This is a genomic window from Xylophilus rhododendri, assembly GCF_009906855.1.
Classification (GTDB): domain Bacteria; phylum Pseudomonadota; class Gammaproteobacteria; order Burkholderiales; family Burkholderiaceae_C; genus Xylophilus; species Xylophilus rhododendri.
The window spans coordinates 1,839,358-1,866,119 of sequence record NZ_CP047650.1 but is presented as its reverse complement, the minus strand read 5'-3'; the positions used below and the strand labels follow the sequence as shown (position 1 = coordinate 1,866,119).

26 protein-coding genes and 3 tRNA genes are annotated in these 26,762 nt (G+C 66.9%); 21 read left to right on the top strand and 8 right to left on the bottom strand.

All coding sequences use genetic code 11. The features are described 5' to 3' along the window. The first annotated feature begins 116 nt into the window (after positions 1-116). From lepA to GT347_RS08490, 10 genes are read left to right on the top strand one after another with little or no spacing between them, the layout of a single operon-like run. The gene (gene lepA, locus GT347_RS08535; protein WP_160551553.1) at positions 117-1,925 is read left to right on the top strand and encodes a translation elongation factor 4; all 1,809 of its coding nucleotides are present in this window, start codon (positions 117-119) and stop codon (positions 1,923-1,925) included. 25 nt (positions 1,926-1,950) lie between these two features. After that, a complete protein-coding gene (gene lepB / locus GT347_RS08530) occupies positions 1,951-2,928 on the top strand; it encodes a signal peptidase I (RefSeq protein WP_160551552.1) in 978 nt (325 codons plus the stop codon). 26 nt (positions 2,929-2,954) lie between these two features. Further along, complete coding sequence (locus tag GT347_RS08525; RefSeq protein ID WP_160551551.1) at positions 2,955-3,323, top strand: DUF4845 domain-containing protein; 369 nt, start codon at positions 2,955-2,957, stop codon at positions 3,321-3,323. A 25-nt stretch (positions 3,324-3,348) separates the two neighbouring features. Next, positions 3,349-4,044, top strand: a complete 696-nt coding sequence (rnc, locus tag GT347_RS08520; RefSeq protein ID WP_160551550.1) for a ribonuclease III — start codon at positions 3,349-3,351, stop codon at positions 4,042-4,044. Continuing rightward, positions 4,041-5,099, top strand: coding sequence for a GTPase Era (era, locus tag GT347_RS08515; protein ID WP_229722799.1), 1,059 nt, complete (start codon positions 4,041-4,043; stop codon positions 5,097-5,099). Before rnc ends, era begins: the two co-directional genes overlap by 4 nt. Positions 5,100-5,117: 18 nt before the next feature. Continuing rightward, positions 5,118-5,891: a DNA repair protein RecO gene (gene recO / locus GT347_RS08510; RefSeq protein ID WP_160551549.1), complete on the top strand. Its 774-nt coding sequence runs from the start codon at positions 5,118-5,120 to the stop codon at positions 5,889-5,891. Further along, positions 5,888-6,652, top strand: coding sequence for a pyridoxine 5'-phosphate synthase (locus GT347_RS08505; protein ID WP_160551548.1), 765 nt, complete (start codon positions 5,888-5,890; stop codon positions 6,650-6,652). Before recO ends, GT347_RS08505 begins: the two co-directional genes overlap by 4 nt. A 13-nt stretch (positions 6,653-6,665) precedes the next feature. Further along, positions 6,666-7,064, top strand: coding sequence for a holo-ACP synthase (gene acpS / locus GT347_RS08500; protein WP_160551547.1), 399 nt, complete (start codon positions 6,666-6,668; stop codon positions 7,062-7,064). Further along, the gene (gene nagZ / locus GT347_RS08495; protein ID WP_160551546.1) at positions 7,061-8,143 is read left to right on the top strand and encodes a beta-N-acetylhexosaminidase; all 1,083 of its coding nucleotides are present in this window, start codon (positions 7,061-7,063) and stop codon (positions 8,141-8,143) included. The genes acpS and nagZ overlap by 4 nt, the downstream gene beginning before the upstream one ends. A 6-nt stretch (positions 8,144-8,149) precedes the next feature. Continuing rightward, the gene (locus GT347_RS08490; protein ID WP_195812406.1) at positions 8,150-8,404 is read left to right on the top strand and encodes a DUF167 domain-containing protein; all 255 of its coding nucleotides are present in this window, start codon (positions 8,150-8,152) and stop codon (positions 8,402-8,404) included. On the opposite strand, the gene GT347_RS08485 is transcribed toward GT347_RS08490, so the two are convergent. The 3 genes from GT347_RS08485 to ppnP all read right to left on the bottom strand — a co-directional run bounded on the left by GT347_RS08485 (position 8,395) and on the right by ppnP (position 10,524). Continuing rightward, the gene (locus GT347_RS08485; RefSeq protein WP_160551545.1) at positions 8,395-8,760 is read right to left on the bottom strand and encodes a FlxA-like family protein; all 366 of its coding nucleotides are present in this window, start codon (positions 8,758-8,760) and stop codon (positions 8,395-8,397) included. The two genes, GT347_RS08490 and GT347_RS08485, sit on opposite strands and share 10 nt — an antisense overlap. A 98-nt stretch (positions 8,761-8,858) precedes the next feature. Next, on the bottom strand, positions 8,859-10,193 hold the full coding sequence (gene argG / locus GT347_RS08480) for an argininosuccinate synthase (RefSeq protein WP_160551544.1): 1,335 nt from the start codon (positions 10,191-10,193) through the stop codon (positions 8,859-8,861). A gap of 13 nt (positions 10,194-10,206) precedes the next feature. Further along, a complete protein-coding gene (gene ppnP, locus GT347_RS08475) occupies positions 10,207-10,524 on the bottom strand; it encodes a pyrimidine/purine nucleoside phosphorylase (protein WP_160551543.1) in 318 nt (105 codons plus the stop codon). A gap of 108 nt (positions 10,525-10,632) precedes the next feature. On the opposite strand from ppnP, the gene GT347_RS08470 reads away from it, so the two are divergent. Both GT347_RS08470 and GT347_RS08465 read left to right on the top strand, forming a co-directional pair. Continuing rightward, positions 10,633-11,220 carry an RNA polymerase sigma factor gene (locus GT347_RS08470; protein ID WP_160551542.1) on the top strand — a complete coding sequence of 196 codons (588 nt, stop codon included), beginning with the start codon at positions 10,633-10,635 and terminating at the stop codon, positions 11,218-11,220. Continuing rightward, positions 11,217-12,035 carry an anti-sigma factor gene (locus GT347_RS08465; protein WP_160551541.1) on the top strand — a complete coding sequence of 273 codons (819 nt, stop codon included), beginning with the start codon at positions 11,217-11,219 and terminating at the stop codon, positions 12,033-12,035. The genes GT347_RS08470 and GT347_RS08465 overlap by 4 nt, the downstream gene beginning before the upstream one ends. Before the next feature lie 84 nt (positions 12,036-12,119). Here the strand turns inward: GT347_RS08465 and GT347_RS08460 are convergent, their stop codons facing one another. Next, positions 12,120-12,668, bottom strand: a complete 549-nt coding sequence (locus GT347_RS08460) for a hypothetical protein (RefSeq protein WP_160551540.1) — start codon at positions 12,666-12,668, stop codon at positions 12,120-12,122. Between the two features lie 111 nt (positions 12,669-12,779). After that, the gene (locus tag GT347_RS08455; RefSeq protein WP_160551539.1) at positions 12,780-13,127 is read right to left on the bottom strand and encodes a Spx/MgsR family RNA polymerase-binding regulatory protein; all 348 of its coding nucleotides are present in this window, start codon (positions 13,125-13,127) and stop codon (positions 12,780-12,782) included. Between the two features lie 59 nt (positions 13,128-13,186). Here GT347_RS08455 and folC point away from each other — a divergent pair, with 59 nt between their 5' ends. The 8 genes from folC (at position 13,187) to GT347_RS08415 (ending at position 19,229) form a co-directional block, all read left to right on the top strand. Then, on the top strand, positions 13,187-14,494 hold the full coding sequence (folC, locus tag GT347_RS08450) for a bifunctional tetrahydrofolate synthase/dihydrofolate synthase (protein ID WP_160551538.1): 1,308 nt from the start codon (positions 13,187-13,189) through the stop codon (positions 14,492-14,494). Between the two features lie 6 nt (positions 14,495-14,500). Beyond that, complete coding sequence (locus GT347_RS08445) at positions 14,501-15,391, top strand: SPOR domain-containing protein (protein WP_160551537.1); 891 nt, start codon at positions 14,501-14,503, stop codon at positions 15,389-15,391. Between the two features lie 18 nt (positions 15,392-15,409). Next, positions 15,410-15,895: a CvpA family protein gene (locus GT347_RS08440; protein WP_160551536.1), complete on the top strand. Its 486-nt coding sequence runs from the start codon at positions 15,410-15,412 to the stop codon at positions 15,893-15,895. Positions 15,896-15,904: 9 nt separating this feature from the next. After that, positions 15,905-17,416, top strand: coding sequence for an amidophosphoribosyltransferase (gene purF, locus GT347_RS08435; protein ID WP_160551535.1), 1,512 nt, complete (start codon positions 15,905-15,907; stop codon positions 17,414-17,416). 24 nt (positions 17,417-17,440) lie between these two features. Then, complete coding sequence (gltX, locus tag GT347_RS08430) at positions 17,441-18,835, top strand: glutamate--tRNA ligase (protein WP_160551534.1); 1,395 nt, start codon at positions 17,441-17,443, stop codon at positions 18,833-18,835. Between the two features lie 69 nt (positions 18,836-18,904). After that, a tRNA-Ala gene (locus GT347_RS08425) sits at positions 18,905-18,980 on the top strand. A 38-nt stretch (positions 18,981-19,018) separates the two neighbouring features. Continuing rightward, a tRNA-Glu gene (locus tag GT347_RS08420) sits at positions 19,019-19,094 on the top strand. A 58-nt stretch (positions 19,095-19,152) separates the two neighbouring features. Next, positions 19,153-19,229: transfer RNA gene (locus GT347_RS08415), tRNA-Asp, on the top strand. A 69-nt stretch (positions 19,230-19,298) separates the two neighbouring features. Here the strand turns inward: GT347_RS08415 and GT347_RS08410 are convergent. Next, positions 19,299-20,138, bottom strand: a complete 840-nt coding sequence (locus GT347_RS08410) for an IclR family transcriptional regulator (protein WP_160551533.1) — start codon at positions 20,136-20,138, stop codon at positions 19,299-19,301. A gap of 220 nt (positions 20,139-20,358) precedes the next feature. On the opposite strand from GT347_RS08410, the gene GT347_RS08405 reads away from it, so the two are divergent. After that, positions 20,359-23,079, top strand: coding sequence for a DUF6351 family protein (locus GT347_RS08405; RefSeq protein ID WP_160551532.1), 2,721 nt, complete (start codon positions 20,359-20,361; stop codon positions 23,077-23,079). A 42-nt stretch (positions 23,080-23,121) separates the two neighbouring features. Here the strand turns inward: GT347_RS08405 and GT347_RS08400 are convergent, their stop codons facing one another. Then, positions 23,122-24,579, bottom strand: coding sequence for a DUF1501 domain-containing protein (locus tag GT347_RS08400; protein ID WP_229722797.1), 1,458 nt, complete (start codon positions 24,577-24,579; stop codon positions 23,122-23,124). Next, positions 24,576-26,510 carry a DUF1800 domain-containing protein gene (locus GT347_RS08395; protein WP_160551531.1) on the bottom strand — a complete coding sequence of 645 codons (1,935 nt, stop codon included), beginning with the start codon at positions 26,508-26,510 and terminating at the stop codon, positions 24,576-24,578. The genes GT347_RS08400 and GT347_RS08395 overlap by 4 nt, the downstream gene beginning before the upstream one ends. Positions 26,511-26,762: the final 252 nt, after the last annotated feature.

The window sequence follows — 26,762 nt, the reverse complement described above, 5'->3', positions numbered from 1 at the left end:
TGAAATTCCAGCTATCGCAGTTGCCATAGATTGTTGGTTCAGGGCGCGTCGCCACTCGACGCGCCCTTTTTTCTTTGTGCGCGCCAGATAAATCAATTACTTAAGTTCTCTCGTTGATGAAGCACATCAGAAATTTCTCCATCATTGCGCACATCGACCATGGCAAATCGACCCTCGCGGACCGGCTCATCCAACGCTGCGGCGGCCTCGCGGACCGCGAGATGGAAGCCCAGGTCCTGGACTCGATGGACATCGAAAAAGAGCGTGGGATAACCATCAAGGCACAGACCGCCGCGCTGCACTACAAGGCCCTCGACGGGCAGGTCTACAACCTCAATCTGATCGATACGCCGGGCCACGTGGACTTCTCGTACGAGGTCTCGCGCTCGCTCTCCGCATGCGAAGGCGGGCTGCTGGTTGTCGATGCCTCGCAAGGGGTCGAGGCACAGACCGTGGCCAACTGCTACACCGCGCTCGAACTGGGCGTGGAAGTGCTGCCGGTGCTCAACAAGATGGACCTGCCGCAGGCCGATCCCGAGAACGCCAAGGCCGAGATCGAGGACGTCATCGGCATCGATGCCACCGATGCGATTCCCTGCTCGGCCAAGACCGGCATGGGCATCGACGAGATCCTCGAAGCCATCGTCGCCAAGATCCCCGCGCCCAAGGGCAATCCGGATGCGCCGCTGCGCGCCATGATCGTGGACAGCTGGTTCGATACCTATGTCGGCGTGGTGATGCTGGTGCGTGTGGTCGATGGCCGGCTGGCACGCCACGAGCGCTTCAAGATGATGGCCTCGGAAGCCGTCTACAACGCCGACAACCTGGGCGTTTTCACGCCGGCCAACTCGCCGCGCGACTCGCTGGAGGCGGGCGAGGTGGGCTACATCATCGCGGGCATCAAGGAGCTGCAGGCCGCCAAGGTCGGCGACACCATCACGCTCGAGAAGAAGCTGCCCAACAACCTCGGCCCCGCCAGCGAGGCGCTGCCGGGCTTCAAGGAGATCCAGCCGCAGGTCTTCGCGGGCTTGTACCCGACCGAGTCCAGCGAATACGACTCGCTGCGCGACGCGCTGGAGAAACTGAAGCTCAACGACTCCTCGCTGCAGTACGAGCCCGAGGTGTCGCAGGCGCTGGGCTTCGGCTTTCGCTGCGGCTTCCTCGGCCTGCTGCACATGGAGATCGTGCAGGAGCGCCTGGAGCGCGAGTTCGACCAGGACCTGATCACCACCGCGCCCAGCGTGGTGTACGAAGTGGTCAAGGGCGACGGCGAAGTCATCATGGTGGAGAACCCGTCCAAGATGCCCGACCAGGGCCGGCTGCAGGAGATCCGCGAGCCGATCGTGACGGTGCACCTCTACATGCCGCAGGACTACGTCGGCGCAGTCATGACCCTGGCCAACCAGAAGCGCGGCGTGCAGATGAGCATGGCCTACCACGGCCGCCAGGTCATGCTGACCTACGAGATGCCGCTGGGCGAGATCGTGCTGGACTTCTTCGACAAGCTGAAGTCGGTCAGCCGGGGTTATGCCTCGATGGACTACGAGTTCAAGGAGTACCGCGCGTCCGACGTGGTTAAAGTGGACATCCTGCTCAACGGCGAGAAGGTTGATGCGCTTTCCATCATCGTGCACCGCAGCCAGAGCCAGTACCGCGGCCGCGCGGTGGTGGCCAAGATGCGCGAGATCATCAGCCGCCAGATGTTCGACGTGGCCATCCAGGCGGCCATCGGCGCCAACATCATCGCCCGCGAGACGATCAAGGCGCTGCGCAAGAACGTGCTGGCAAAATGCTACGGTGGCGACGTGTCCCGCAAAAAGAAGCTGCTCGAGAAGCAGAAGGCGGGCAAGAAGCGCATGAAGCAGATCGGCTCTGTCGAAGTGCCGCAGGAAGCCTTCCTGGCGATCCTGCAAGTCGAAGATTAAAAAAAGCCCTATCGGACGAACCCGGATGCAGATTCTCACCACCGCGATCCTCGCGGCCTTCGTCGCTTATGCCGGCGCCTGGTACTTCGGCATGCTCGAAGGCAACTTCGCGCTGCTGCTGCTGCTGGCCACCGTCGTCACCGGCTGCTACTGGCTCGCCGAACGCTTCATCTTCCTGCCGCGCCGCCGCCGCGCCGCCGAGACCCTGGCCGCCTCGGCCATCGCGCGCCGCGAGGAGCTGCGCCGCATGGGCATCGCCCAGGTCGACGGCAGCGACGATGCCGACCTGGCGCAGGCGCGCGGCCGCATCCTGGCCCAGCCCTGGTGGCTGGACTGGACGGCAGGCCTGTTCCCGGTCATCGTGATCGTGTTCGTGCTGCGCTCCTTCCTGTTCGAGCCCTTCAAGATCCCGTCCGGCTCGATGATCCCGACGCTGCTGGTGGGCGACCTGATCCTGGTCAACAAGTTCACCTACGGCATCCGCCTGCCGGTGCTCAACACCAAGATCACCGAAGGCACGCCGCCGGCGCGCGGCGATGTGATGGTGTTCCGCTACCCGCCGCAGCCCAGCGTGGACTACATCAAGCGGGTGGTGGGCGTGCCGGGCGACGAGGTGGCCTACCTCAACAAGCGCCTGACCATCAACGGCCAGCCGGTGCCCACCCAGCCCACCAGCGACTTCTTCGACGAAGACGCGATGCGCTACTTCAAGCAGTTCGACGAGCAGCTCGGCACCCACAAGCACCGGGTGCTCAACGACGACGAGCGCCCGGCCTACGTGCCCGGCGCATCCGACTTCGAGTTCCGCAGCAACTGCCGCTACACCGTCGAAGGCGTTACCTGCAAGGTGCCGGACGGCTACTACTTCATGATGGGCGACAACCGCGACAACTCGCTGGACTCGCGCTTCTGGGGCTTCGTGCCGGACAAGAACATCATCGGCAAGGCCTTCATGATCTGGATGAACTTCACCAATCTCAAGCGGATCGGCCGCTTCGATTGAAAGCCCTGACTTTCGTGGAGGCGAAGATGACTGCATTGCACCAACGTCCGGCGGCCCAGCGCGGCCTGACCCTGATCGGCCTGCTTTTCGTGCTGTTCGTGATCGGCTCGGCCGCGCTGCTGGCGATGCGTGTGCTGCCGTCGGCCATCGAATACCAGGCCGTGCTGAAGGCGATCGAGCGTTCCAAGCTGCAGCCCACGCCGGCGGCGGTGCGCTCGGCCTTCGACCGGGCCGCGCAGATCGACGACATCGTGTCCATCAGCGGCAAGGATCTCGAGATCACCCCCAACCCCACCAACGTGCCGGGCTTCAACGTCTCCTTCGCCTACCGCAAGGAGATGCACCTGTTCGGCCCCGCCTCCCTGGTCCTCGACTACACGGGTAACGCGCACTGAAGCGCTGCATGATTTCTCTTCTCCGATGACGCCCGTCCTGAGCGCGGCACAGACAGCCCTGCAGAAGCGGCTGCAACACGACTTCTCCGATACCCGACTGCTGCTGCGTGCCCTCACGCACCGCAGCTTTTCGACCGACCACTACGAGCGGCTCGAATTCCTGGGTGACTCGGTCCTCAACCTGGCGATCTCCGACCTGCTCTACCAGAAGCTGGGCGGGCTGTCCGAAGGCGAGCTTTCGCGCGTGCGCGCCAACCTGGTCCGCCAGGAGACGCTGCACGAGCTGGCTCTGGGCCTGCAGTTGCCCGAGACCTTGCGCCTGGGCGAGGGCGAGTTCCGCTCCGGCGGCCAGCAGCGGCCGTCCATCCTGGCCGACGTGCTGGAAGCCCTGATCGGCGCCGTCTACTGCGACGCCGGATTCGACAAGGCCGTGGCCCTGGTGCACCGGCTCTTCGCCAGGTTCGAGCTGGCGCCCGAGATGCGCGCCGCCGAGAAGGACCCGAAGACCGAGTTGCAGGAGTGGCTGCAGGGCCGCAAAATGAAATTGCCGGCCTACCGCGTGGTCGCGGTGCTGGGGGCGGCGCACCGGCAGACCTTCGACGTCGAATGCGAGGTCACCGAAATCGAACGCAGCGAACGCGGCATTGGCGGATCGCGCCGTGCCGGCGAACAGGCCGCGGCCGCCGCCATGCTGGCCTATCTGAAATCAAGGAATCCATGAACCAAGCACCGCATGACGCGGCCTCCGCCCCGGGCGAAGCACCGGACGGCAGCGCCGCTCCCGAAGATGCGGCCCTGCCGCCCATGCCCGAGATCCCGCCGTTCCCGCCCGTGGGCGGCGGTGTCGCCACCGTCGGTGGCGGCGTGACGGCCGACGGCCGCACCCAGCGCTGCGGCGTGATCGCCATCGTCGGCAAGCCCAACGTGGGCAAGTCGACGCTGCTCAATGCCCTGGTCGGCCAGAAGATCAGCATCACCTCGCGCAAGGCCCAGACCACGCGCCACCGCATCACCGGCATCCGCACCCAGGAAGCCACGCAGTTCATCTTCGTGGACACGCCGGGCTTCCAGACGCGGCACAACACCGCGCTCAACAAGTCGCTCAACAAGACGGTGCTGGGCGCCGTGGGCGACGTGGACCTGGTGCTCTTCGTGGTCGAGGCCGGCAGCTTCACCCTGGCCGATGCCAAGGTGCTGTCCCTGCTCAAGCCCGGCGTGCCCTGCCTGCTGATCGCCAACAAGCTCGACAACGTGCACCGCCGCGCCGAGATCGCGCCCTGGCTCAAGACCATGCAGGAGCGCCATCCCTTCACCGAGTTCGTGCCCATGTCGGCCAAGAACGCGGGCGACATCCAGCGCCTCTTCGGCATCTGCGAGAAGTACCTGCCCGAGCAGGCCTGGTGGTACGGCGAGGATGAGTTGACCGACCGCAGCGAGAAGTTCCTCGCCAGCGAGACGGTGCGCGAGAAGCTGTTCCGCTTCACCGGCGACGAGCTGCCCTACACCTCCACCGTCATCATCGACAAGTTCGAGGAAGAGGCCAGCAAGACCCACAAACGCATGGTGCGCATCGCCGCCACCATCGTGGTGGAGCGCGACAGCCACAAGGCCATGGTGATCGGCGATAAGGGCGAGCGCATGAAGCGCATCGGCACCGAGGCTCGCCAGGAGCTGGAGAAGGCCTTCGATGCCAAGGTGTTCCTGGAGCTGTGGGTCAAGGTCCGCTCCGGCTGGGCCGACGACGAGGCGCGCGTGCGCTCCTTCGGCTACGAGTAAAGCCCGCAGCCGGACCCCGTGGCGGCCGCCAAGAAACGCATCTCGGACGAACCCGCTTTCGTCCTGCATCGCTACGACTGGAGCGAATCCAGCCTCATCCTGGAGACCTTCACCCGCCACCACGGCCGCATCGCCCTGGTGGCCAAGGGCGCCAAGCGGCCGACCTCCAATTTCCGCCCGGTGCTGCTGCCGCTGCAGCCCCTGCGCCTGGGCTGGACCGTGACCGGCGGCGAGGATGCCGACATCCACAACCTGCGCGGCGCCGAATGGGTGGGCGGCCATGTGATGCCGACCGGCGAGGCGCTGCTGTCGGGCATGTACCTGAACGAATTGCTGCTGCGCCTGCTGGCGCGCGACGACTCCCATCCGGGGCTGTTCGATGCCTACACCGTCGCCGTGCGGGTGCTGGCCTCCGAGCACGGCGAGGCGCTGCAGCCGGTGCTGCGCGCCTTCGAGCTGCTGCTGCTGCGCGAGGTCGGACTGCTGCCCGGCCTGGACAAGCAGACCAGCACCCAGCAGCCCCTGTCCGCCGCCACCCGCTACCTGCTGGTCGCCGAAGGCGGCCTGCGCCCGGCGGCGCCCGAGGAGCGCGGCGCGCTCACCGGCGAGCACTGGCTGAACCTGCATGCGGCGATGGCCGAGCGCGCCGCCTTCCTGCCCACGCTGCGGGCCGTGGCCGCCTCGCTCGCCGTGGGAGACCTCAAGCTGCAGCTGCGCAACCTGCTGCACTACCATACCGGCGTCGCGACCCTGAAGACGCGCCAGATGATGATCGACCTGCAAAAGCTATGACCGAAAACGCCTCTTCCATCGCCACGGCCCTGTCGGTCAACCTCAACAAGGTCGCGCTGGTGCGCAACACGCGCCACCTGGGCATCCCCAGCGTGACACGCGCCGCCACGCTGTGCCTGGAGGCCGGCGCCCAGGGCATCACCGTGCATCCCCGGCCGGACGAGCGCCACATCCGCCAGCAGGATGTGCACGACCTGGCCGAGCTGCTGCTGAAATGGCCGCGTGTCGAGTTCAACATCGAAGGCAATCCCTTCCAGAACCTGATGGCCTTCATCCGTGAACTGCGGCCCAACCAGGCCACCTTCGTGCCCGACAGCGAAGACCAGTTCACCAGCGACCACGGCTGGCGTTTCCCGCAGGACGCCGAACGCCTGCGCCCGCTGATCGCCGAATGCCAGTCGCTCGGCGTGCGGGTGAGCCTGTTCATGGATGCCGATGCCTCCGCCATGGCCGCCGCCAAGGCGGTGGGCGCCGACCGGGTCGAGCTCTATACCGAGCCCTATGCCGCCGCGCACGGCACGCCCGAGGCCGAAGTGCAGCTCAAGCGTTTCGCCGAAGCGGCCCAGGCCGCGCTGGATTGCGGCATGGGCGTCAACGCCGGCCACGACCTCAACCGCGACAACCTCACGCCCTTCCTGCGCACCGTGCCGCAGGTGCGCGAGGTCTCGATCGGCCATGCGCTGATCGCCGATGCGCTGGAGCTGGGCTACACCGAGACCATCAAGTCCTATCTGCGCGCCATCGAAGCCGCGGGCGCCTGAGGCCGGTTTCCGCATGATCTACGGCATCGGCACCGACATCTGCGACATCCGCCGCATTCGCGCCAGCCTGGAGCGCCATGGCGACCGCTTCGCCGAACGGGTGCTCGGCCCGTCCGAGCTGGCCACCTGGCGCGCGCGCGGCGCCCGCTGGCCCGACCGCGGCATCCGCTACCTGGCCACTCGCTTCTCGGCCAAGGAAGCCTTCAGCAAGGCGATCGGCCTGGGCATCCGCACGCCGATGGCCTGGAGCCTGTGCGAGATCCTCAACCAGCCCAGCGGCAAGCCGGCCATCGTGCTGCATGCGGGCCTCAAGGAATGGTTCGAGGCCCGCCACCTGTCGGCCCATGTCACCGTGACCGACGAGACCGACTACGCCGTGACCTTCGTGGTCGTGGAGCAGAACCCGCCATGACTTCGCCCCTCATCATCGACATCGCCGGCAAGGAACTCACGGCCGACGACCGCCGCCGCATCGCCCATCCGCTGGTCGGCGGCCTGATCTACTTCGGCCGCAACTGGCACGACCGGGCGCAGATCACCGCGCTGTCGGCCGAGATCAAGGAGATCCGCCCCGACATCCTGCTGTGCGTGGACCACGAGGGCGGCCGGGTGCAGCGTTTCCGCAGCGACGGTTTCACCCACCTGCCGCCGATGCGCCGCTTCGGCGAAGTCTGGGGCGAGGACGCCGCCGGCCCCGAACCCACCGGCGCCGTGCGCGCCATGGACGCCGCCTGCGCCGCCGGCCAGGTGCTGGCCTCGGAACTGCGCGCCTGCGGCATCGACTTCAGCTTCACCCCGGTGCTGGACCTGGACCATGGCGCTTCCAGCGTCATCGGCGACCGCAGCTTCCACCGCGATCCGCATGTGGTGACGGCGCTGTCGCGCTGCGTGGCCCACGGCCTGCTGCGCGCGGGCGTTCAACACTGCGGCAAGCATTTTCCCGGCCATGGCTATGTGCAGGCCGATTCGCACATCGGCCATCCCAGCGACGACCGCGAGCTGGAAACCATCCTGGCCGACGACGGCGCGCCTTATGCCTGGCTCAGCAGCACCCTCACGGCGGTGATGCCCGCGCATGTGGTCTATGAAAAGGTGGACGGCCTGCCGGCCGGCTTCTCGAAGAAGTGGCTGAAGGACGTGCTGCGCGGCCGTCTGGGCTTCGACGGCGCCGTCATCAGCGACGACCTCAGCATGGAAGGCGCCCGGCGTGTCGATGGTCGCGCCATCGGCCATGTCGATGCAGCGCTTTTGGCGCTCGCCGCCGGTTGCGACCTCGCGCTGCTCTGCAACCAGAGCCTGGGCGACGGCAAGGCGGTGGATGCGCTGATCGAGGGCGTGGCCGCGGCCTGTGCCTCGGGCACGGTGCTGGATGCCGAGAGCGAGCGGCGCCGCCTGTCCTTGCTACCGCGTGGCGAGGCCTTGTCCTGGGATGCGCTGCAAAAGGATCCGGCCTATCTGCACGCACGCGCGCTGCTGTCCCGGCTGGGCTGAGCCCGCATGGCGACGACGGGGCGCCTGACCCTGCAGGTGAAGGTCAAGCCGAACGCTCGGGTCAGTCAGCTGAGCCGGACCGAAGACGGTAGCTGGCTGGCGCAGCTCAAGTCGCCGCCGGTGGACGGCAAGGCCAATGCCGAGCTGATCGCCCTGGTCGCCGAGGCCTTCGGCTGCCGCAAGGCCGCGGTCAGCATCCGCAGCGGGGCTTCGGGGCGGATGAAGCTGGTGGATGTCGAGGGCGCGGCCGCTCAGGCGTAGACGTCGAGATTGTTGCCCAGCGTGCTGTCGTCGGGCTTGCGCACCGTCGGCGCCGCGGGTGTGCCGCCTTCGGACTGCTTCTTGGCTTCGGCCTTCTGCTGCGCATCCTGGGTGGCCTTGGCCTGCGCCGCCGCGATCTGCGCCTGGATCGCCTCGATCTGCGCCTGCAGCAACTGCTGCTTCTGCTGCTTGGCCTCCGCGCCCAGGGTGCTGTCGGTGGCGGCTTCCTTCAGCTGGGCCGTCAGGTCCTTGAGCTGCGCCTGCAGCTTGGCGATGTCCGACGCGCTGCTGCTCGCCCCCGAGGAGGACGAACTGGAACTGACCGAGGAAGTGGAGGAAGAGGCGGAGATCTGCATGGAAGGCTCCAGGCGTGGATGGACTGCCAGTTGAATCGGCAGTCCGGGCCCCGCGCTGAAGCTTCTTTACCTCGACGGTACGGTCGAGCCGGCGGGACTCAGTCCTTGCCGCCCTGCAGCTTGGGCATGGAGGTGCCGCCCTGCGACAGCAGGCCCACGCCGCTGTAGATCGCCAGCTTCTCGCGCGTGTCGACGATGTCGAGGTTGCGCATGGTCAGCTGGCCGATGCGGTCGGCGGGGGAGAAGGGCGCGTCTTCCACCTTCTCCATGCTCAGGCGTTCCGGCGCATAGGTCAGGTTGGGCGACTTGGTGTCGAGCAGCGAATAGTCGTTGCCGCGGCGCAGCTCCACCGTCACCTCGCCGGTCACGGCGCGCGCCACCCAGCGCTGGGCGGCTTCGCGCAGCATGATGGCCTGCGGGTCGAACCAGCGGCCCTGGTAGAGCAGGCGGCCGAGCTTGCGGCCGTTGTCGCGGTACTGCTCGATGGTGTCCTCGTTGTGGATGCCGGTCAGCAGGCGCTCGTAGGCGATGAACAGCAGCGCCAGGCCGGGCGCCTCGTAGATGCCGCGGCTCTTGGCCTCGATGATGCGGTTCTCGATCTGGTCGCTCATGCCCAGGCCGTGGCGGCCGCCGATGCGGTTGGCTTCCAGCATCAGCTCGACCAGGTCGGGGTATTCCACGCCGTTCAGGGCGACCGGGCGGCCTTCCTCGAAACGCACGGTCACTTCCTCGGCCTTGACCGCGACTTCTTCCTTCCAGAAGGCCACGCCCATGATCGGGTTGACGATGCGGATGCCGCTGCCCAGGCTCTCCAGGTCCTTGGCCTCGTGGGTGGCGCCCAGCAGGTTGGAGTCGGTGGAATAGGCCTTTTCGGCCGACATCTTGTAGCCGAAGCCGTTGGCCGTCATGAAGGCCGACATTTCCGAGCGGCCGCCGAGCTCGTCGATGAAAAGCTGGTCCAGCCAGGGCTTGTAGATCTTCAGCGAGGGATTGGCCAGCAGGCCGTAGCGGTAGAAACGCTCGATGTCGTTGCCCTTGAAGGTGCTGCCGTCGCCCCAGATGTTGACCTCGTCCTCCTTCATGGCCGCCACCAGCATGGTGCCGGTGACCGCGCGGCCCAGCGGCGTGGTGTTGAAGTAGGTGATGCCGGCCGTCGAGATGTGGAAGGCGCCGGCCTGCAGCGCGGCCAGGCCTTCGGCGGCGAGCTGCTGGCGGCAGTCGATCAGGCGGGCCAGTTCGGCGCCGTAGAGCTTGGCCTTGCGCGGGATCTCTTCGTAGTCCGGCTCGTCGGGCTGGCCGAGATTGGCGGTGTAGGCGTAGGGCAGGGCGCCCTTCTGCTTCATCCAGAGCAGGGCTGCGCTGGTGTCGAGGCCGCCGGAGAAGGCGATGCCGACCTTCTGGCCGATGGGGAGGTGCTGGAGGATGGTGGCCATGGTGGGTTGCCGATCAGCCGAAGTGGCAGATGTAGTGATAGGCCTCGCCGACACGGATGTCGAACTTGGAGTTGCCGGGGATGGAGAAGATGTCGCCGGGGCCGGAGGCGACCCAGTCGCTGCTGCCGTCGAGGCGGTATTCGCAGCCGCCGGCCACGCATTCCATCTTCTCGGGCGCGCCGGTGTTGAAGGTGAGCGTGGCCGGCAGGATCACGCCGACGGATTTCTTCGTGCCGTCGGCCAGCACGATGGCGTGGCTGACGCACTTGCCGTCGAAATAGACGCTGGCTTTCGTGCTGACGGATACGCCGTCGAATGTTTCGGTGGTCATGGAGAAGAAGTCCTTGCCGGCTGGAGACAAAACCCGTGATTTTATGGGGATGGCGCATCCGGGCCGCCGCGGCTTGCGTAAGAAGGTTATGGCAGCACAATCCGCGGCATGCCGACCGACCGCAATGACCAACACCTCATGGACCTGATGGCTCGCATCGCCTTGCAGGACGCCGGCTCCGCCGGCGCCCTGAAAGAGCTCTACGGACTCACCTCCCCGCGCATGTTCGGGCTGGCGCTGCGCGTCACCGGCAACCGGGAGTGGGCCGAGGATGCGCTGCAGGAGGCCTATCTCAACATCTGGCGCATCGCCGGCGATTACCGCGCCGGCATCAGTCCGCCGATGGCCTGGATGGGCGTGATCGTGCGCAGCCGTTCGCTGGACTTCCTGCGCCGGCGCAACAGCGAACGCGCCGATGCCGGGGTGGAGCTCGACGAATACCTGCAGGACACCCTGGCCGGCGATGGCGGCGACCCGGTCGACATGGCCGACGCCAGCCAGCAGGCGACGGCGCTGCGCCAGTGCCTGTCGCGCCTGGAGAACAAGCAGCGCGAGGTGGTCAGCCTGGCCTATCTGCGCGAACTCAGCCACAGCGAGCTGGCCGAACAATTGAAACTTCCGCTGGGCACGGTCAAGACCTGGATACGTCGCGGCCTGAACCAACTGCGTGAATGCCTGGGAAGGTTTGCATCATGAATTTGCTGAGACACCCCGATCTGCTCGACCAGATCGCCGCTTCCTATGCCCTGGGCACGCTGCGCGGTGGCGCCCGGCGCCGCTTCGAAGGCATGGCGCGCGAGAACCCCGGCGTGCGTTCGCGCGCGCTGCTGTGGCAGGAAACCTTCGCCGCCTTCACCGAGCTGCAGCCCGGCTTGCTGCCGAGCCCGCAGGTCTGGCAGCGCATCGAGAACATGCTGCCGGCGCTGCGCCGGCCGGTGGCGGCTGCCGCGGCTGCGAGCGCCACGGCGACCGCGACCGATCTGTTGCAGGGCCTGCGTCGTGCGCTCGGCCTGTGGCGCGGCGCGGCCCTGGTCGGTGGGCTGGCGGCGGTCGCTGCCGTCGTGGTGGGCGTGCGCCTCGACCAGCAACTGGGCCAGCGTGAAGTCGCCCTGGCGCAAGCCAAGGAGCAAGGCACGCAGCTGACGGCGCAATTGGCCGCGCAGCCGCGCATCGAATACGTGGCCGTGCTGCAGGACGACAAGCAGGCCGGTTCGGTGCTGGTCACCTTCGATCCGGCCAAGCGCGCCCTGACGCTCAAGCGTGTGGGCGACTACCAGGAAGGCACGGACAAGTCGCTGGAACTGTGGGCATTGCCGCCTGGCCAGGCGCCCCGCTCGCTGGGCCTGATGGGGCAGGGCGCCGCGGTGGCCCGCTTGACGGCCGCCGAGGGCGATGTGGCGCCGTCGCCCGCGCTGGCCATCACCCTCGAACCCAAGGGCGGTGCACCCGCGGGCGGCGGGCCGACCGGGCCTATCGTCTTCAAGGGCGCGCTGCTGAAGACGGATACCTGATAAGCCCGTCCTCGTTCAGCCATGAAAAATGGAGCCAGGAGGCTCCATTTTTTTCGTCTGGCTCGGCAGGCGCCGTATCCTGGCTCAACGCCAGCGACCGTGTCCGTGCCCACCATAACCCCGGCCGAAACCGAAACCCAGCGAGAGGCTGAGGGGAACGCCGCCGTAGCCGTAGCCGCCGTAATAGGGGTAGGGCGCTGCATAGATCGGCGCTGGCGCGTAGACCGGGGCATAAGCCGGTGCATAGGCCGGCGCGTACACGACGGGCGCCGCCGCGTAGCTCTCACCGGCGCCGACCACCACGCCCTGCTCCACCACGCCCGGTTGCGAGTAGGACGGCGACGGCTGCGCGAGCGCCTGCTGCGGCTGGCTCTGCCCGTTGCCTTCCACCTGGACATAGCTGCCGGGATCGCTAGCCATGCGGGTGGTGTACTGGTGGCCGCCGTATTCGTAGGTCACGTCGTAGCCGACCAGGCGGTTTTCCGGCTTGCCCTGGCTGCCGGGCACCTGCTGCACCACGGGAGCCGTGCGCACGACACGGCCCATGCCCGACGAATCGCCCGCCGGCGCCGACTGCGCCATGGCGGACACCGCTGCGGCGGCGAGCATCGAAAATACAAGAGCTTTTTTCATGACTGTGTCCTCGGCGCGCGGGGAGGGTGCGCCACCTTTGTGTCTGAGTCTAGAAGTGTCCCCGGGTTCCACGTGCCGGACGACAGGTAAAACGCTGTAAGCAGTTGTCCCTCAAGGGATGCGGGACGCCCAGTCGGCGGCATCGAAGCCGACGGTGACCGCACCGTCCGGCCACTCCATCACCGGCCGCTTGATCAGCGCCGGATGCGCCAGGGCCAGCGCCTGCGCGCCAGCAGCATCGGCGGCCGAGGCCTGCGCCGCCGCGTCGAGCCCGCGCCAGGTCGTGCCCTTGCGGTTGAGGAGTTTGTCGCCGACCGCTGCGTACCAGCGCGCCACCTGCTCGGCCGTCAGGCCGTCCTTGCGGAAATCGTGGAAACGGGCGTCCTGAAGGTGCTCGCCGAGCCAGCTGCGGGCCTTTTTGACCGTGTCGCAATTGGGAATGCCGTAAATCGTCGTCATGGGGGGATTTTCTCCTGCCGGACGGCCGCCGCGCCAGCTACGCGACAATCCCGCCCCTGATGAACACACTCGCCGACTGGCTCGCGCACTGCGAGCGCCTCCACCCCAAGACCATCGCACTCGGCCTGGAGCGCGTACGCGAACTCGTCGGGCGGCTCGACCTGCGCTTCTCCTGCCCGGTGGTCACCGTCGCCGGCACCAATGGCAAGGGTTCGACCTGCGCGATGCTCGAATCGATCGCCCTGCAGGCCGGCTGGCGCACCGGCGTCTACAGCTCGCCGCACCTGGTGCATTTCGAGGAGCGTTGCCGCATCGGCGGCGACATCGTGGCCGCCGATGCCCTGCTGCCGCATTTCGCAGCGGTGGAAGAAGCCCGCACCCGCGGCGGCGCCGTCGTCGAACTGACGTACTTCGAATTCACCACGCTGGCCATCCTGCGCCTGATGTCGCAGTCGGGCCTGGACCTGGCGGTGCTGGAAGTGGGCCTGGGCGGCCGGCTCGATGCCACCAACGTGATCGACACCGACTGCGCCATCATCACCAGCATCGACATCGACCACACCGAATTCCTGGGCCACACCCGCGATGCGATCGGCCGCGAAAAGGCCGGCATCATGCGGCCCGGCCGTCCGGCGATCGTCAGCGACCCGGCGCCGCCGGCCAGCGTCATCGCCTATGCCGAGGAGATCGGCGCCGACCTGTGGCTGTCCGGCCGCGACTTCAATCTCTCCGGCGACCGCCAGCAGTGGAACTGGGCCGGCCGCGGCCGGCGGTATGCGGGGCTGGCCTATCCGGCGCTGCGCGGCGCCAATCAACTGGTCAATGCGGCCGGTGTGCTGGCGGCGCTCGATGCCCTGCGCGACCGGCTGCCGGTGCCCGCGCAGGCCGTGCGGGTCGGCCTGGCCCGCGCGGAGTTGCCCGGCCGCTTCCAGATCGTGCCCGGCCAGCCCACGCTGGTGCTGGACGTGGCGCACAACCCGCATTCCATCGCCGCGCTCGCCGCCAACCTGGATGCCATGGGTTTCCATCCGACCACCCATGCCGTCTTCGGCGCCATGGCGGACAAGGAACTCACGCCGATGCTGGCGCGCATCGGCAAACTGGTGGATCGCTGGTATTTCTGCGACCTGCCGACACCGCGCGCCGAAACCGCCGCCCACCTCAGCGCCAAGTGGAATGCACTGCAGATGGCCGCCGGCGGCCGCCGCGAAGTGCCGGCCGTGTCCTTCGGATCCCCCCAGGCGGCGCTGGACGCCGCGGTGGCCGCTGCGGACCCGGCGGATAGAATCGTCGTCTTCGGATCGTTCTACACCGTCGGCGGCGTGCTGCAAAACGGCGTTCCTCGCCTGCATGCGAAGCACGTCTAGGAAACCATGGCTTTATTCAATCTCCGCTGGCCCGGCCGCGCTGCGCAGGACGACGGCAAGCGCAGCGCACGCCAGCGCCGCGCGGTGTCCACCGAAAGTGTCGATGCGCTGCGTCGGCGCGCCCGCCACCGCCTGATCGGCGCGGCGGTGCTGCTGGTGGCCGGCATCGTGGGCTTTCCGCTGCTGTTCGATACGCAGCCCCGGCCGATCCCGGTGGATATCCCCATCGTCATTCCCGAGCGGGGCCAGAGCGTTGCCGCCGCGGTCGCATCCGCGTCGCCCCCGGCGTCCGCTCCCGCAGCGGCGCCGGCCAAGCCCGCCGCGGCCGCCGCGCCGGCCGTGAACGCGCCAGCCACCAAGGCCCCGGCCGGCAATGCCAGCACGGCCGACTCGCTGGACAAGGGCGAAGAGATCGTGGCCAGCGTACCCGCCCGGCCGGAAAAGGCGGAAAAGCCTGAAAAACCCGCCGCCGTCACCCCGATTCCCCTGCGTCCGCCGGCCAAGCCGGTCGAGCCGCACCGTGAGGCCGCCGCGCCTGCCAAACCTGCAGCGCCCGCCGTGGTCGCCCGCGACGACGACGCCGCCCGTGCCCGGGCGCTGCTCGACGGCAAGCCGGTGGCCACGGCTGCCGCGCCTGTGGCCGCGCCGCCAGCCGCAGCCAATGCCGACGCCCGTTTCGTGGTCCAGGTCGGCGCCTTCGGCGATGCCGCCAAGGCACAGGAAGCCCGCGCCAAGCTGACCCGTGGCGGCCTGCAGACCTATGTGCAGTCGGTCAATACCAAGGACGGCGTACGCATCCGCGTGCGGGTCGGCCCCTTCGCCAACAAGGCCGAGGCCGACCGGGCGGCGGCCAAGGTCAAGGGCCTGGATTTGCCGGCCAGCATCCTCACCTTGTGAGGACGGGGAACTGAGGCGGTGAGCGCCGTCGACTGGGTCCTGGCCGCGCTGCTGGCCGCCTCCTTCCTGATCGGCCTGTGGCGCGGTCTGGTGTTCGAGGTGCTGTCGCTGCTGGGCTGGGTGGTGGCCTTCGTCGCCGCGCAGTGGTGGGCCGACGCGGTCGGTGCCTGGCTGCCGATGGGCGACAGCGGCGAGGCGGCGCGATACGGCGCCGGGTTCGTGGTGACTTTCATCGCGGTGGCATTCGGCTGGGGCCTGATGGCATCGCTGGTTCGTAAATTGATCGGCAGCGTAGGACTGCGGCCGGTCGATCGCACGCTGGGCGGCGTTTTCGGCCTGGTGCGCGGTCTGCTGGTGCTTCTGGCATTGGCGGTGGTGGTGGAGACAACGTCGCTGCACGAGCAGGACGGCTGGCGCACGTCTCAGGCGGCGCCTCTCCTGCGTGCGGCACTCTCGGCCCTGAAGCCGGTGCTGCCGCAGGCATTCGGTAGATTTTTTCCCTGAGGTAATCCCATGTGTGGAATCGTCGGCGTCGTCAGCAACGCCCCCGTGAATCAGCTGATCTATGACGCGCTGCTCCTGCTGCAGCACCGTGGCCAGGACGCCGCGGGCATCGTCACCCAGCTCGAACGCAAGTTCTTCATGCACAAGGCCAAGGGCATGGTGCGCGATGTGTTCCGCACCCGCAACATGCGCGGCCTGCCGGGCACGGTCGGCCTGGGCCAGGTGCGTTATCCCACCGCCGGCAACGCCTACAGCGAGGAAGAGGCCCAGCCCTTCTACGTCAACGCGCCCTTCGGCCTGGTGCTGGTGCACAACGGCAACCTGACCAACGCCAAGGAGCAGCGCAGCGAGCTGTTCCTGACCGACCACCGCCACACCAACACCGAGAGCGACTCCGAAGTGCTGCTCAACGTGTTCGCCCACGAGCTGGAGCGCTCCACCCGCGGTGTGCCGCTGCAGCCCGAAGAGGTGTTCGCGGCCGTGCGTGCGGTGCACAAGCGCGTCAAGGGCTCCTATGCGGTGATCTCCATGATCGCCGGCCACGGCCTGCTGGCCTTCCGCGACCCGCACGGCATCCGGCCCCTGTGCCTGGGCCGCTCGGCCGACGGCTCCTGGATGGTCGCCAGCGAATCCGTGGCGCTGGAAGGCTCCGGCTTCGTGTTCGAGCGCAACGTCGATCCGGGCGAGGCGGTCTTCATCGACGTGCGCGGCGAGCTGCATGCCCGCCAGTGCGCGGAAAACCCCAAGCTGCATCCCTGCATCTTCGAATTCGTCTACCTGGCGCGTCCGGACTCGGTGCTGGACGGCGTCTCGGTCTACCAGGCCCGGCTCAACCTGGGCGAGGCGCTGGCCAAGCGGGTGGTCTCCACCGTGCCGCCCAACGAGATCGACGTGGTCATCCCCATCCCCGAATCCAGCCGCCCCAGCGCCACCCAGCTGGCGCACCTGCTGGGCATCCCGTACCGCGAAGGCTTCGTCAAGAACCGCTACGTCGGCCGCACCTTCATCATGCCCGGCCAGGGCGTGCGCAAGAAGTCGGTGCGCCAGAAGCTCAACGTGATCGGCAGCGAATTCAAGGGCCGCAACGTGCTGCTGGTGGACGACTCCATCGTGCGCGGCACCACCAGCCGCGAGATCGTGCAGATGGCGCGCGACGCCGGCGCCCGCAAGGTCTACCTGGCCAGCGCCGCGCCGCCGGTGCGCTATCCCAATGTGTACGGCATCGACATGCCCACCAGCACCGAACTCGTGGCCGCCAACCGCACCATCGAGGAAGTGCGCCAGGTCATCGGCTGCGACGCGCTGATCTACCAGGACGTCGAAGGCATGAAGCAGGCCATCGGCTCGCTCAACCGCAAGCTCGACGGCTTCGATGCCTCCTGCTTCGACGGCATCTATGTCACCGGCGACATCAGCGCCGACGACATCGTGAAGATCAACGAGGCCCGTGTCGGCCAGGAAGAGCCCTTCGCCGAGGAAGACAACTCGCGCCTGGCCCTGCCGAACACCCAAGACGCCTGAGTCAGCCCGAAACAAGCCCGCTACATGAGCACCCGTACCCGATTCGCACCGTCGCCCACCGGCTTCATCCACCTGGGCAACATCCGCTCCGCGCTGTATCCCTGGGCCTTCGCCCGCTCCACCGGCGGCAAGTTCATCCTGCGCGTGGAAGACACCGACGTGGAGCGCTCCACCCAGGCCTCGGTCGACGTCATCCTTGAAGGCATGGAATGGCTGGGCCTGGACTACGACGAAGGCCCGTTCTACCAAATGCAGCGCATGGACCGCTACAAGGCGGTGCTGGCCGACCTGCAGGCAGCCGGCCATGTCTATCCCTGCTACATGTCCATCGCCGAGCTCGACGCCCTGCGCGAGCGCCAGACCCTGGCCAAGGAAAAGCCGCGCTACGACGGCACCTGGCGGCCCGAGCCGGGCAAGGTGCTGCCGCCGGTGCCCGAAGGCGTGAAGCCGGTGCTGCGCTTCCTCAATCCGCAAGGCGGCGTGGTGGCCTGGGACGACAAGGTCAAGGGCCGCATCGAGATCGCCAACGAAGAGCTGGACGACCTGGTCATCGCCCGGCCCGACGGCACGCCCACGTACAACTTCTGCGTGGTGGTCGACGACATCGACATGGACATCACCCACGTGATCCGTGGCGACGACCACGTCAACAACACGCCGCGGCAGATCAACATCTTCCGTGCGCTCGGCAAGGAGCCGCCGGTCTACGCCCACCTGCCCACCGTGCTCAACGAGCAGGGCGAGAAGATGAGCAAGCGCAACGGCGCCAAGCCCGTCACCGCCTACCGCGACGAAGGCTTCCTGCCCGACGCCATGGTGAACTACCTGGCCCGCCTGGGCTGGAGCCACGGCGACGACGAGATCTTCAGCCGCGCGCAGTTCCTGGAATGGTTCAACCTGGACCACCTGGGCCGCAGCGCCGCCCAGTACGACGAAGCCAAGCTGCGCTGGGTGAACGCCCAGCATCTCAAGGCCATGGCCGACGAGAGCCTGGCGGCGCTGGTCGCCGTGCAGCTGCTCAAGCGCGACATCTCGGCCGACGACCGCCTGGCCCGCATCTGCGGCCTGTTCAAGGACCGCTGCGACACCATCGTCGCCCTGGCCGACTGGGCGGAGAAGTTCTACGTTGAAGAGGTCCAGGCCTCCGAGGCGGAATACGCGCAGCACGTGGTGCCGGCGGTGTTCCCCGCGCTCGCCACGCTGGGCGAGAAGCTGGCATCGGCCGAGTGGAACAAGCCTGCCATCGCCGCGGCCATCAAGGAAACCCTGGCCGCCCACGGCATGAAGATGCCGCAACTCGCAATGCCGGTGCGGGTTCTGCTGATGGGAACCGCTCACACACCATCGCTGGATGCGGTCATCGAACTGACGGATCGCAAAATTTTTTCAGCACGCTTGGCAAAACACCAAAAATGCTGACATAATTCGAGGCTCAGCAGTTGAACACAACGACGAAGCGAAAGCAGAAGGCGGTGTGTGAAAACAGTGGGGGGTATAGCTCAGCTGGGAGAGCGCTTGCATGGCATGCAAGAGGTCATCGGTTCGATCCCGTTTACCTCCACCACCTGTTTAGATGTTGCTGTCGGTTTGTTCCAAGGTTTTGACTCTATCGTCTAGAGGCCTAGGACACCACCCTTTCACGGTGGTTACCGGGGTTCGAATCCCCGTAGAGTCGCCAAGTTCGTGGCACTTGGTTCGGTTGCCGAAAGGCAGTTGAACGAAGCTACAACCACTGCGGAGTGGTAGTTCAGTTGGTTAGAATACCGGCCTGTCACGCCGGGGGTCGCGGGTTCGAGTCCCGTCCACTCCGCCAAATTCTTCAGTGAATTCGAAGGGCTGCAATCGCAAGGTTGCAGCCCTTTGTCGTTGGGGCCTGGCGTCTTCAATCCTTCCAGTCCGCGGCCTGGATGGCGGACACGATGCTGGCGGCGGCCTGCACCAGCATCGGCCCCACCTCGTCGTGCAGAAAACTGCCCTGCAGCCAGGTCGCGGGTCCGCCCACCGACAGGCCGAGCAGGGTCCGGCCGTCGCCCAGGTCCACTGGCACGGCAGCGGCCGAGATGGCCGGATCCCATTCCTTTTCGCTCGTGACGAAGCCGCGTGTGTGGAACTGCTTCTGTGCACGCGCCAGGCGTTTTTGCACCAAGGGCCAGGCATCGCCTTCGGCCGCTTCGATGCGGCGAAACAGGAGTTCGCGTTCGGCCGCTTGTGCACTGAACAGCACGGCCTGGCCCATCGAGGTGCGGGCGAAGGGCAGGCGCGCGCCCACGTCCAGGCCCAGCAGCAGCCGCTGGGTGCTGCGGCAGTGCGCCACATAGACCATTTCCAGCTCGTGCCGCACGCCCATCGACACGGCGGCCTGGCATTTTTCGGCCAGGGCCTGCAGCGTCGGCCGGGCGATGCGGGCGATGTCGAAATTGCTGAGCATCGAGAAGCCCAGTCCCAGTACTGCCGGGCTCAGCGCGTATTCGCCGGCTTCCGGGCGATGCCGCAGGTAGCCGAGCGCCGTCAGGGTGAAGGTCAGGCGCGAAACCGTGGCGGGTGGCAGGGCGGTTCGCGCCACCAATTCGCGGTGGCTCAGCCAGTGGTCCTGTGGCTTGAAGGCGCGCAGCAGTTCGATCCCGCGCGCCAGCGCGGTGATGAAGCGAGGGTCTTGTGCTGCATCGCTATTCGCTCCCGGCACTTCGGCCGCGGTGGCCGTGCCGACTCGTCTTCTCCCCATGGCGTTTCTCCATATTCCGATATGCGGAATATTAGGGGTGGAAATTTGCTGAAACCATCCGCGCTTACCCCGGGTATGCCTGATCCGGAGATTCCCTATTCAGCATTTACTCGTATCAGGCTGGCTCTTAGACTTTGTCGAGTATGTAAACCATATTCCGTATATCGGAATATGGTGGTATTCCGATGCAAAAAAATTCCAACGACGAAGGAGACAAGCAATGAAAACCAGAAAGAGCATGGGAATGGCCCGGACGCCACGGCCGCAAGAAAGTCACGGGCTGCTGTACGGCGCACTCGCCCTCGGCATCGCCGGGCTCGCCGGCTGCGGCGGCGGTAACACCACGGTGGCGCCCGCCACCGGTTCCGGTCCCGTCACGCCGCCGGCGATCACGGTGCAAAGCCTGTCTTCCCCCGAGAAAATGACGAGCGGCAGCGACACCCTGGTGCAGCTCACCAGCGCCGATGGCGCGGCAGTCGCCGGCGTGAAGGTGCGGCTCAACGGCGCTGACGTCACGGCCCAGTTCCAGAAGGCCGCCTCAGGCAATGCCTCCCTGGCGCTGCTCACCGGCCTGCAGCAGGGCGACAACACCATCGAAGTGCGCGACGCCAGCGACGACACCAAGGTGCGCGGCAGCCTGAAACTCACCGCCTACCCGGTGCAGGGCCCGATCCTGTATGCGCCGCAGGAAGGCAATCTGCACTGCCAGACCGATGCCTTCACCGTCTACCCCGGCGGCCCCACGCTGACCAGCGCCCCGAACACCGATCCCAACTGCGCGGCCCCGACCCGGGTCGACTGGGTCTACCACGACAAGACCCGGGCCGGCACCGCGGTCTGGCAGAAGTACGACCCGGCCAATCCGCCCACGGTGGTGGAGCAGACCACGCTGCTCGACGGCCGCACGGTGCCCTACATCGTGCGCATCGAGACCGGCGTGATCAACCGTGGCATCTACCAGACGGCGGTACTGGGAGACCCGGTCGGCAATCCCAATCCCAGCGCGCTGAAACCGCCGAGCGGCTTCAACGGCCGGCTGGTCTATCCCTTCGGCCAGAGCTGCGGCGGCGGCTGGTATGTGCAGGGCACTTCGATGGGGCCGGTGGGCGGCTCCAACAACTCCTCGAACGGCGCGTCGGGCGACTTCAATGCGCTCAACGACCTGCCGCTGAGCAAGGGTTTCGCGGTGGCCAATTCCACCCTCAACTACTTCGGCCAGAACTGCAACCACATCATCTCGGCCGAGACGATGATGATGGTGAAGGAACGCTTCATCAAGGCCAACGGCCCGCTGCTCTACACCATGGGCTGGGGCAACTCCGGCTCGGCCATGCAGCAGAGCATGATCGCCGACACCTATCCGGGCCTGCTCGACGGCATCGTCATGCTCAACGGCTTCCCGGACAACTCCGGCCCGCAGAGCATGGAAGGCCGGCTCTTCTACAACTACCAGCTCAACTACACCAAGGGCGGCACCACCCAGAACGGCACCTTCTCGCCGCTGCCCAACAGCGTCTACGACCCGACCTACGACAACGCCACCGCCGCGGCCCGCGCCGCCAATGCGACGCTGCCGACCTGGACCAACGCGGAGCTCGCTGCCGCATCGGGCTACTCGACCTATCACAGCATCCGCCAGCAGGCGAGCTTCTGGGCCGCGCGCACCGACAACGTGCTGCGCCCGGCCAACCAGGGCGACCGCGACAACGTGATGGCCGGCACCGGCAACAGCGCCGTCTTCAACGCGGTGATCGGCGCGAACGAGAAATACAGCCCGGCCGGCGTGGTGACCAGCGCACCGATGGGCGTGCTGCCGGCGCCGGCCGTGAGCCTGCTGCCCGCCAGGCCGAACGGCCTGCGGCCCAACGTCACCGACCACAACAAGAACGTGCTCGGCGTCGATCCCGCCACCGGCTACGGCCGCACCTACATCGGCAACGCCGGCGTGCAGTTCGGCCTGAACGCACTCAACACCGGCCAGATCACGATGGCGCAGTTCATCCACCTGAACCAGAACATCGGCGGACAGGACGCCGACGGCAACCTGCGCACCTCCCGCATGCAGCCCGATCCGGAAGCCCTGCGCAATGCCTACCAGACCGGCATGATCATGTACGGCGGGGCCGGCATGGCGAGCACCGCGGTGCTCGACCTCGACGGCCTGAACAATGAGTTCACCGGCGCCGGCGACATGCATCTGAAGTTCTTCCACTACATCCTGCGCGCCCGCATCGCCGCGGCCACCGGCAAGTACGACAACCATGTGATGTGGAACGGCATGGCCAACGTGGCCGCGTTCACGCAGGACCCGAACGCCAACCACCTCACGCCCGTCCAGGCGCCGCGGCCGGCGAAGACGGGGCGCACGGTGATCGTCATGCAGAAGGCCTTCCTGGGCATGGACCAGTGGCTGACCGCGCTGGCGGCCGACCGCAGCGCCGACACCCTGGCCCGCAAGGTGGTGAAGAACAAGCCGGCCGCGATGGTGGATGGCTGCTACGGCGCCACCACGCCCGGCGCGGCCGACGACTTCATCGCCGAGCCGCAGACCTTCGGTGGCTTCAACACGGTGTTCATCAATGGCAACGGCAATGGTTCGCCGGCCGGCACGGTGGGAACCGGCGCCACGCCTTCGCGCTGCAACGCCATGTTCCCGGCGTCCTCGTTCCCGCGCTTCGAGGCGGGGGAGCCGCTGCAGTCGCGCTCGATGCAGTGCCAGTTCCGACCGGTGACCGCCGCCGACTACGCCGGCTACGCCACCCGCAATCCGGGCTGGACCGGCAGCACCCGCGATGCCGACCTGGCCAGCCTGCGTGCCGTGTTCCCGAGCGGTGTCTGCGACTACAGCAAGCCCGGCCTGCAGGAGCAGCCGCTGGGCGGCACCTGGATACAGGTCACCGGGACGAACCAGATCCGCTTCGGCCATCCGCTGGGCCAGTAGGCGCCGGGCCGCCCCGGACGGTAGAGCCGCAGGGGCGCTTTCTCAGGCGTTCATGAAGCCCATGTTGCGCGGGTAGTCCGGCCGTCCCGCTTCGCTGCCGAAGTTGTGCAGATTGGGCAGCACGGCGTTGAGTTCGCCGTCGGCCACGCCGAACCAGCTCGCCAGGGTGGCGGCGTACTGGTCGACCGAGGTCGAGGGCAGCAGCCGGCCCTGGCCGATATGCCACTGGTCTTCCGGCGCGGTGGTGTTGCCCACGCTCACCGGCGGCGCACTGCCGTAGAAGGCACTGCCCTTGACCGCGCCGCCCACCACGATGTGGTGGCTGCCCCAGCCGTGGTCCGAGCCGTTGCCGTTGACGGCCAGCGTGCGGCCGAAGTCCGACGCGGTGAAGCTGGTGACCTGCGAGGCCACGCCGAGTTCCACGGTGGCGTTGTAGAAGGCGGTCATCGCCTCGCTGAGCTTGGCCATCATGGCCGGGTGCTGAGCCTTGAAGTTGTCGTGCAGGTCGAAGCCGCCGATCGACACGAAGAACACCTGGCGCTTGGGCGAGCCCAGCGTGTTGCGCGCCGCGATCAGCCGCGCCACGATCTTGAGCTGGTCGGCCAGTGCGTTGCCGGCGGGAAAGGCGGTGGTGACCGAGCTGGTCGAGCCGATGCCGGCGGTGACCATGGATTCCAGGTTGATCGAGCGGGCGGTGACCTTGTTGTATTCGTTCTCCATCAGGTGGGCACGCGGCTGGGTGATCAGCGTGGCCATGGCGGCCTTGACCGCGCTGGAGCCGTAGACATTGTTCTTGATGGCATTGACCGCGACGGCGCCGCCGGTGCTGATCTGGTACTGCAGCGCGGTCTGCCCGGAGACGAACACCGCATTGCCGGCGGCCGAGATGCAGGTGAAGTTGGAATTGCCGTTGCCCGCCAGGGCCAGATCGCCCATGCGTCCGCCCCAACCGCTGTTGGCGCCTTCGGCGGCCAGCGATTGCCAGACAGAAGCCTGGTCGTTGTGCGACATCAGCTTGGACGGCAGCGGATAGCCGCCGCTGGCGTACTGCGTGCGCGTCAGCGGCACCACCAGCGGGCCGACGTTGAGCTGCACGGCGGCCTTGCCGCTGTTGAAGAGCGCGGCCAGGCCGGTCATCGCCGGATTGAGCGCGTACTGGCGGCCATCGGGCAGCGGCGTGGCCGGCGTCAGCAGCGTGGGCGCCAGCGATGCCTTGCTCAGGGCGATGTCGCCGGCGCTGCGAATGGCGTAGTACTTGGCGTAGCTCGGGTCGTCGTAGGTGACCACGGTGTTGGCGTAGTCGTTGCCGCCGGCCATGTAGACGCAGACCAGCGCCTTGTAGTCCGACGCTTCGAAGGCGGCGGCCTCGCCGATGGCGGCCATGTTGAGCGCGAAGGGCAGGGCCGTGCCGGTCAGGGCCAGCTGGCCGGAACGGCGCAGGAATGCGCGGCGGCTTTCATCGGCGGCGCCTTGTTCGGAGGAAAAAAGCTTTTTCATCATTTCTGCACCAGGTATTCGGAAGAGGACATCACCATCAGCACGCCTGCGGCGATGCGGTTGAGCTTGACGGCGTCGTTGCTGGCAGCGGTGACCGGGGTGGCGTTGAGCGCATTGACGATGAGCGTCACCGTGGCCTTGGACAACTGGCCCGCCGCGAGCACCAGGTTGAGCCTTGCCACCAGGGCCGCCGCGTCGGCAGCCAGGGGCAGCTCCTGGGCGTAGGTGGCGGCGATGTCGAAGCCGTTCTTCGCATTGCTGGTGATCTGCGGCAGATCGGGTGCGTTGATGTAGAAGCCGTTGCGCACCACGTTCATCATGTAGTTGATGTAGGCGCTGACGGTGGACTCGTTGACGATCTGGAACTCCGGCGCCACCTTGCCGGCGGCGGCGATCGAGGTGCCCGGCGGGGTGTAGCCGGGACGGAAGAAGTTGAAGATCGAGGGCGAGCGCAGCGGGCTCTGGCCGAGCTGGGTGCTCAGGGACTGGTCGAAGATCTTCCAGCTGCCGCAGGCCGAATTCAGGCCGAAGCTGCGGGCCCACTGCACCATGCGGATCATGGGCTCGCGCAGTTTGCCGTAGGCCGTGCTGGTGGTGCCGCTGGGACCGCGCGATTCGGAGTCGAGCAGCAGGCAGGCCACGGTGGCCGCGATGTCGCCGCGCACGCCCTTTCCGTTGTTGTTGAAGGTGGAGGCCACGCGGGCGACGAAGGCATCGCTCGGATTGCTGTTGACCAGGCGCTGGATCAGCTGGCGGGCGATGAAAGGGCCGACATTGGGATGGTTGAACAGGGTGTCGAGCGCGATCTTGCGGGCGGCTTCGCCGCTGGTACCGGCGGGGATCTTGGTGCCCAGGAAATTCACTTCCAGGGTGGAGTGCAGGCTGGCGCTGAGCGACATCGGGCGGCGAGTGAAGTCCTTGGATGGCACCTGCAGGCCGTTGAACGGGGTCGGCACGTTGCCCGTCGTGTCGAAGTTGTAGCCGGTGAAGACCCGCGCAAGATTGATGACGTCGTTCTGGGTATAGGTTTCGACCGGCACGCCACCGGACACCACCGGCGTGCCGTTGGCATTGAGCTTCACCAGGCCGATGGTCATCAGCTGCATCAGTTCGCGGGCGAAGTTCTCGTCGGGCTGGCGGCCGGCGGTGCTTTCCTTCTGGCTGCCGCGGCTGTTGAGGTACATGCCCATGGCCGGATGCAGGGTCACGTTCTCCAGCAGGGTACGGAAGTTGCCGAGCGCGCCCGCCGACAGCGTGTCCCACCAGCTGGCCATGATGTGCGACAGCCAGAAGTAATCGACGCCGTTGGTGGACACCGAGAAAATCTCGGACAGTGCCAAGGCCACGCGTTTGCGTACGCCGTCGGGCGACTTGATCAGCTGGTACCAGACGGCGAAGTCGGTCTGGTAGGGCGTGAAATGGAAGTTGTTGCTGTCGAGCACGCCGTAGCCGCGCTGCTCCAACCAGTCCCAGGCGGTGGTGCTGGCAGGCACATTGAACTGGGCAGCCAGCCAGCCGGCATAGCCCATGTCCTTGACGGCGGCGATTTCGGCATCGCTGGCGCTGAACTGAGCCTGCAGCAGGAATCGTGCGGCCTCGGCATCGTTGGCTGGCACCTCCCAGGTATGCGGAAGTGCGAGAGGGCCGGCACTGCCGCCAGCGAGCGTGTTGGAGGCGATGGCAGCCTTGCCGGCGGCACTGATGGAGGCCTGGGCCGAGATGGCAGGTGTGGTGGAGAAAGAGGAGGCCGCTGCGGCCGACTCTTCCCCGCCACCGCCACAGGCTTCAAGGGTCGCGGTGGCTGCGGCGACGCTGGCGGCGAGCCAGGTGCGTGTGGATTTGCCCTGCGTGGAGTCAGGGGTAACGGGAGCCGGCGCCTTGGCGTCCAACGCGGCGGTCGGTGTAGGACTGGAGGAGGTTTCGGTGTAGGTCATGAGGCTTTATTTGCAACAAGCGTGCAAGCCGGACTTTACCGATGTGCCTAAAAATTGAGCAGGCGATCAAGGAGGGCCTTTGCGGCCTGATTTCCTGCTCCATGACCTCTACCAGCCAGGGATATGACTCTTTCTCACTTTTTCTGTGGCAGTCACGTCTGGAATGGTGTCATCTCGCGATTGATGCTTCAGCAAGGTCCATGGGAAAACGTCCTACAAAACATGTAGTTACTCCCCGGTACGTTTGCTGTT

Bases quoted from the DNA above. Each gene is read 5' to 3' on its own strand.
- lepA (WP_160551553.1), top strand. From the start codon at position 117: ATGAAGCACATCAGAAATTTCTCCATCATTGCGCACATCGACCATGGC.
- lepB (WP_160551552.1), top strand. From the start codon at position 1,951: ATGCAGATTCTCACCACCGCGATCCTCGCGGCCTTCGTCGCTTATGCC.
- GT347_RS08525 (WP_160551551.1), top strand. From the start codon at position 2,955: ATGACTGCATTGCACCAACGTCCGGCGGCCCAGCGCGGCCTGACCCTG.
- rnc (WP_160551550.1), top strand. From the start codon at position 3,349: ATGACGCCCGTCCTGAGCGCGGCACAGACAGCCCTGCAGAAGCGGCTG.
- era (WP_229722799.1), top strand. From the start codon at position 4,041: ATGAACCAAGCACCGCATGACGCGGCCTCCGCCCCGGGCGAAGCACCG.
- GT347_RS08505 (WP_160551548.1), top strand. From the start codon at position 5,888: ATGACCGAAAACGCCTCTTCCATCGCCACGGCCCTGTCGGTCAACCTC.
- acpS (WP_160551547.1), top strand. From the start codon at position 6,666: ATGATCTACGGCATCGGCACCGACATCTGCGACATCCGCCGCATTCGC.
- nagZ (WP_160551546.1), top strand. From the start codon at position 7,061: ATGACTTCGCCCCTCATCATCGACATCGCCGGCAAGGAACTCACGGCC.
- GT347_RS08490 (WP_195812406.1), top strand. From the start codon at position 8,150: ATGGCGACGACGGGGCGCCTGACCCTGCAGGTGAAGGTCAAGCCGAAC.
- GT347_RS08485 (WP_160551545.1), bottom strand. From the start codon at position 8,760: ATGCAGATCTCCGCCTCTTCCTCCACTTCCTCGGTCAGTTCCAGTTCG.
- argG (WP_160551544.1), bottom strand. From the start codon at position 10,193: ATGGCCACCATCCTCCAGCACCTCCCCATCGGCCAGAAGGTCGGCATC.
- ppnP (WP_160551543.1), bottom strand. From the start codon at position 10,524: ATGACCACCGAAACATTCGACGGCGTATCCGTCAGCACGAAAGCCAGC.
- GT347_RS08470 (WP_160551542.1), top strand. From the start codon at position 10,633: ATGCCGACCGACCGCAATGACCAACACCTCATGGACCTGATGGCTCGC.
- GT347_RS08465 (WP_160551541.1), top strand. From the start codon at position 11,217: ATGAATTTGCTGAGACACCCCGATCTGCTCGACCAGATCGCCGCTTCC.
- GT347_RS08460 (WP_160551540.1), bottom strand. From the start codon at position 12,668: ATGAAAAAAGCTCTTGTATTTTCGATGCTCGCCGCCGCAGCGGTGTCC.
- GT347_RS08455 (WP_160551539.1), bottom strand. From the start codon at position 13,127: ATGACGACGATTTACGGCATTCCCAATTGCGACACGGTCAAAAAGGCC.
- folC (WP_160551538.1), top strand. From the start codon at position 13,187: ATGAACACACTCGCCGACTGGCTCGCGCACTGCGAGCGCCTCCACCCC.
- GT347_RS08445 (WP_160551537.1), top strand. From the start codon at position 14,501: ATGGCTTTATTCAATCTCCGCTGGCCCGGCCGCGCTGCGCAGGACGAC.
- purF (WP_160551535.1), top strand. From the start codon at position 15,905: ATGTGTGGAATCGTCGGCGTCGTCAGCAACGCCCCCGTGAATCAGCTG.
- gltX (WP_160551534.1), top strand. From the start codon at position 17,441: ATGAGCACCCGTACCCGATTCGCACCGTCGCCCACCGGCTTCATCCAC.
- GT347_RS08410 (WP_160551533.1), bottom strand. From the start codon at position 20,138: ATGGGGAGAAGACGAGTCGGCACGGCCACCGCGGCCGAAGTGCCGGGA.
- GT347_RS08405 (WP_160551532.1), top strand. From the start codon at position 20,359: ATGAAAACCAGAAAGAGCATGGGAATGGCCCGGACGCCACGGCCGCAA.
- GT347_RS08400 (WP_229722797.1), bottom strand. From the start codon at position 24,579: ATGATGAAAAAGCTTTTTTCCTCCGAACAAGGCGCCGCCGATGAAAGC.
- GT347_RS08395 (WP_160551531.1), bottom strand. From the start codon at position 26,510: ATGACCTACACCGAAACCTCCTCCAGTCCTACACCGACCGCCGCGTTG.